Genomic DNA, 4740 nt, shown 5'->3' on the forward strand with positions numbered 1-4740 from the left:
CTGGTGACCTTATAATACGAACGGGCAGGTTAGTTTAATAGTGCATTTTTTTTTGCTCAACACCACCAGTACAAGCAATGGTCTATTTGACAATGAGTATCTGGAAAATTAATGTAGAATACGTGTGTCAAGATCGGATGGATATTCCCCAGTATCATTTTGTCGGTTTATACAACCTATTTTCACACACGATTAGGATAAGAGAATACAAGCAAGCCAAGAAAGGTGTTGAAAGCAAATGATGCGAGAACGTTTGGCAGAAGCTATTATACTACGTGAAGATGGACGGGCCAAGCAAGATCCAGCTATTTTGGAGGAAGCCCGAACGCTCCTTTTAGACTTGGTAGCAGCCTACCCAGATGACGCCGAGGTCAATTTCCAGACAGCAGTGGCTCTTGACAATTCCGGATTAGAGATAGAGACTATTCCTTTCTACGTGCGGGCTCTTGAGCTGGGGCTTTCTGAATCAGATCTTGAAAGAGCCTTACTTGGCTTGGGGAGCACTTATCGTTGTTTAGGGTATTATTATCAAGCTGAGGAAACATTACGTCGAGGTGTAAAAGAATTTCCTCAAAACCGGGCCCTCCAAGTACATCTCGCGATCGCCCTGTATAATACGCAGGGTTACAAGGAAGCGATAGAAATCCTTTTGACCAATTTGATGGAGACAACCTCTGACGAAAAGCTTCAGTATTTTAAACGCGGTATTGTATACTATTCGCAACACCTTGATGAAACTAAGAAATGATAAAGTCAACAAAACTACGATGGCTTTTTTTATGTAAAATACGGAAGAAACTGTTTATTAATCTACATTTCCTTGTTCCACTAACTGTCAAGTTAATTAAAGATAAAAATTTTATTCTTTTGTTCAACAATCGGGTGTCTGTGGCGAAAAGCCTTCAATTCTTTTATCAGCTTCATACATTTCCCATGCTCTAGATAATAAAATTATTAACCGGATTAACGAAATTGAAACGGCAGTTCTTGTTAAGCTAAAGGGGCAGTTTAGTTGAAGAAGAATACCCCAATTACTGGTTGATTAGGTGTATAATTGAAAAAATAGAAATTGTTATGAGAGGATGGCTGATTTTGACAGAACTTAAAGAACTAGTTAGTAAATTAGACATCGAATTCGAAATAAAAGCTTTTGGAAAAGATCCTTCGTTTAGTCGATTTATACCTAATGCATATGACCCTTTAGGATTTGATTGGAAATTTGCTTTTGAAAAGGAATTTGTTGAACTTTTTAATGGTCTAATGTTAAGAGGTGCTTCAAAAGTTGAAAGAGTTTTTTTGGCTGTTTTTCCAAATGAATATGTCTTGGAAAGGTTTCTAGAAGAAGGTAACGAGGGAGATTTATTGTTTATGCATCATCCCTTGTTTATGGAATGTGGAGACCCTAAAGGTAAATGGGGACAAGGATTTCTTCCCATTAAAGAAAAATACATTTGGCAAATGAAAAAGAAAAAACTATCTATTTACACCTGCCACATACCTATGGATTGTCATAAAAAATTAGGCACAAATGTTGCGATTGCCAGAGCATTAAAAACTGGAATTATTGAGAGAGAATTATTAAATGAAAGTAATAATGATTTTTTACTAGTATGTAATATCGAAAAAACAAACACTGATGAATTAGTTTCAACATTGAAAGGTATTTTTGAAGTTCCCTATGTTGATTTTGAAGGTAAAAATCTAAATGAAATTCAAAGGATAGCAATTGTTGCTGGTTGTGGAGATAAAGTTGATTGGATGAAGGAAGCAGAGAGAAATGGCGTTCAAGCATATATTACAGGTGAAGTCCATTGCCATATTGGTAACGATTATGGAAAACAACGATACAAGGAAATGATAGAGTATGCATCAAAAACATCAATGTCGCTTATAGGTGTTTCCCACTCTGCTTCGGAATATCTTGTACATAAAACATTGATGAAAGATTGGTTTGAAAATAACTTTGATATTAAAACGGTATTAATTCCACAGGAAAAATGGTGGTTATAAACAATGTGGAAAAGTGTTTAAGCTAAGGACTTTATTTAGCTAACGAGTGCTTGAGTTCAATATATAGGGCTGCTGCGGCAGCCATTTTTTTCTTCTTGAACTACAGGATCAGATTTATTGAAGAAGGAAAAGAGAAACTTTTGCTGAATTAATAGGTTTAATACGGTAAAAGGAGAGATTCATCTATACATGGAATTATCAAGGTCCCAATTATTGGCTTTAGATAATATTACAAAGTATGCAAGGAACCATAGACATGAAGCTAAAGAAATCATAAATCACATACTTAAAATGTCAAATATCTCGGATAAAATTTTTGAAAATGCTGTCGATAAAATAAAGGCTCATGCAAAGATCGGATTACATTTTCATCCAGATAGACCAGATTCAACTATGAAAAGTGTTGCTGCAGCACTGCTAGAGCATGGAATATATAAGAGCCAATTTGAAACATTAATATCTAATGGCAGCTTATCCGCTAATCCTGGTGGTGAACGCGACCTTTGGGAGGAGAGAATTTTTTGTGGTGCATATCAACTAGAGGGCACAACTAATAACGAGCGTCCTAAATATGGTGCACTAAATTTGATGTTGCACCCAGATGGACCTGCTCCACGTTTTGGATCATGCTATTTTCTTCTATCCCCCAAGGTCTCATATCGATCCACCTATACGTATTTAGATTCGCATCAAGACCCAAAAGAAAAGGGTACCTATAAAGAGTTTGACTTCATTTTGGCTGCACTCTTGGAAGAGGCGTTCTTAAGAGATTTTGCAATTGGCGAAAGAAATCTTACGCCTGCAAGTTTAATCAAACATTTACTTTTTATACTTGAAAAACCGTTTACTGACCCAGCAACCAAAGAGCCAAACCGCAACCTTAATCACTATATTGAAGCTCAGATTCATGGCGATATTTCACTTGAAGAAGACGTGGAATTGCTTGTTGCAGATCCTTCATTCAAGGAAACTTATGTAGGGAGAACCTTAGAACAACTATGCCTTAAGTATTCCATTGATCTGTATTGGCACAGGGGCTTTACACTTACCGTAGACGAAGTTCCTTCTGATTTTAGGGGTCCCTCTATGCCCTCCTTAGCAAAACGTATTGAACAAAATAAATTTATCGATGCGAGCATAATTGGATCTGCTGTAAATGACTTGAAACGTAATCCAGCATCTTGGAGCGATCGAGGAACTTATAAGGAGGTACTTCAAGAATTAAAGCTTTTGTGGCACATTTTAGTAAGGTATGGAAAGCCATTTCGTAGTTGAACGAACGGGGGTGATTCTTCAAGATGAAGGTCACCTTTTTTCTGATTCAACAAGGACATTGTGAAATATTGTACTTAAACTATAGGGGGCATTACTGGAACACCGGTAATGCTTTTTTCTTCTTCAAGTAACGTGGCAGGATAGTTGAATAAAAACTGTTGCGTAGTTTGGTAGGACTGGAACAATATACGTATTCTACGCACAGAATAATTACAAAAATTTTTTCTAACGATTACCGTATTAATTACGTTAATCGTTTACAATAAGTATATAAACATCAACTAGGAATCGACCCCTATTTTAAGAGTATAGTTACTTACTCAACATTAAGGAGGAAATCGATTATTATGAGCGACATAGTGACATTACGAGGACTTTCCACAGTCAGTTTTTGGGCAGCTGATCTAGCAGGGGCAAAAAAGTGGTACGCCGAGCTATTGGGTATTGATCCATACTTCGAACGTCCAGGATATGCCGAGTTTCGCCTCGGTGACTACCAGCACGAGCTGGGATTGATTGATAGCCGTTACGCGCCAGATGGTTCAGTGACTAGTCCGGCTGGTGCTGTCGTGTACTGGCACGTCGACGATGTGACATCTACTTTCAAGAAGCTGCTATCTATGGGAGCAAAAGAGTACGAAGCACCTACAGAGCGAGGTGAGGGGTTCATCACTGCTTCCGTTATCGATCCCTTTGGGAACATCCTAGGTATTATGTATAATCAGCACTATTTAGATGTTCTGAGCTTGACCAGAAAAGCCTGAACCATGCCTTAGCATTCGGCATCTTGGTATTCACTAGCTTCAAATGCATCATTGCTTTTACTAGAATGTACATAAACTAAAGGGTGCAAGAGTTGAAGATGGGGTGCTGCGGCATCCTTTTTTTCTTGTTCCACTAACGAAGCAGTATAGTGGAAGGAGGACTTCAGTGAAAAAGTATAGAAATAAAGAGATATAGAGGAAAGGAATGAAGTTAAATGGAAACGTTTGGTGCTATTTTTCCAATTGTTTTTTGGGTAGTAATTCTTGTGGGAATTGTTTTTGGGGTATATCGACTTTTAAAACGAACCAAAAATAACGATCAAGAAAAGTGATGTTAAATTTACTAAGGGGTGCATTTCTTGAAGATTGAGCTGCCAATGGTGGCTTTTTGTATATTAAGCTAACGGATCAGTTAATTTCAATAAGAAAATTTTAAAATGTTGTTAAATAGTTAGATATCAATATTAATGTTTAGATAAAAAGAGAGCATAATTATGAGTAAAGAAGAAAGAAAAAATGGTTTTAATACATGAATTAAGAAAAAAGATAAACGGGAAATATTAGAAAAAGAAAAATAATTAAATAGTAGTTGATTTATTTATTGAAATCGATAAAGTGGAAATTACGTTTTGCCACTTTTCGGATTTATCAGAAGTTAATTTTCATGGTAGTGCAGTTACACTACCAACTA

General features: G+C 36.7%; 4 protein-coding genes. All 4 read left to right on the forward strand.

From position 1 onward, the window contains the following. Positions 1-238: 238 nt before the first annotated feature. The 4 genes from CHI06_RS27670 (at position 239) to CHI06_RS27685 (ending at position 4049) form a co-directional block, all read left to right on the forward strand. Positions 239-748: a tetratricopeptide repeat protein gene (locus CHI06_RS27670; RefSeq protein WP_095251855.1), complete on the forward strand. Its 510-nt coding sequence runs from the start codon at positions 239-241 to the stop codon at positions 746-748. A gap of 344 nt (positions 749-1092) precedes the next feature. Beyond that, positions 1093-2010, forward strand: coding sequence for a Nif3-like dinuclear metal center hexameric protein (locus CHI06_RS27675; RefSeq protein WP_095251856.1), 918 nt, complete (start codon positions 1093-1095; stop codon positions 2008-2010). 189 nt (positions 2011-2199) lie between these two features. Then, on the forward strand, positions 2200-3285 hold the full coding sequence (locus CHI06_RS27680; RefSeq protein ID WP_095251857.1) for a DUF3626 domain-containing protein: 1086 nt from the start codon (positions 2200-2202) through the stop codon (positions 3283-3285). 347 nt (positions 3286-3632) lie between these two features. Beyond that, positions 3633-4049 carry a VOC family protein gene (locus tag CHI06_RS27685; RefSeq protein WP_095251858.1) on the forward strand — a complete coding sequence of 139 codons (417 nt, stop codon included), beginning with the start codon at positions 3633-3635 and terminating at the stop codon, positions 4047-4049. Positions 4050-4740 lie beyond the last annotated feature (691 nt).

Origin of the sequence: Bacillus sp. 7884-1 (genome assembly GCF_002272245.1) — a bacterium.
In the GTDB taxonomy this organism is placed as follows: domain Bacteria; phylum Bacillota; class Bacilli; order Bacillales; family Cytobacillaceae; genus Neobacillus.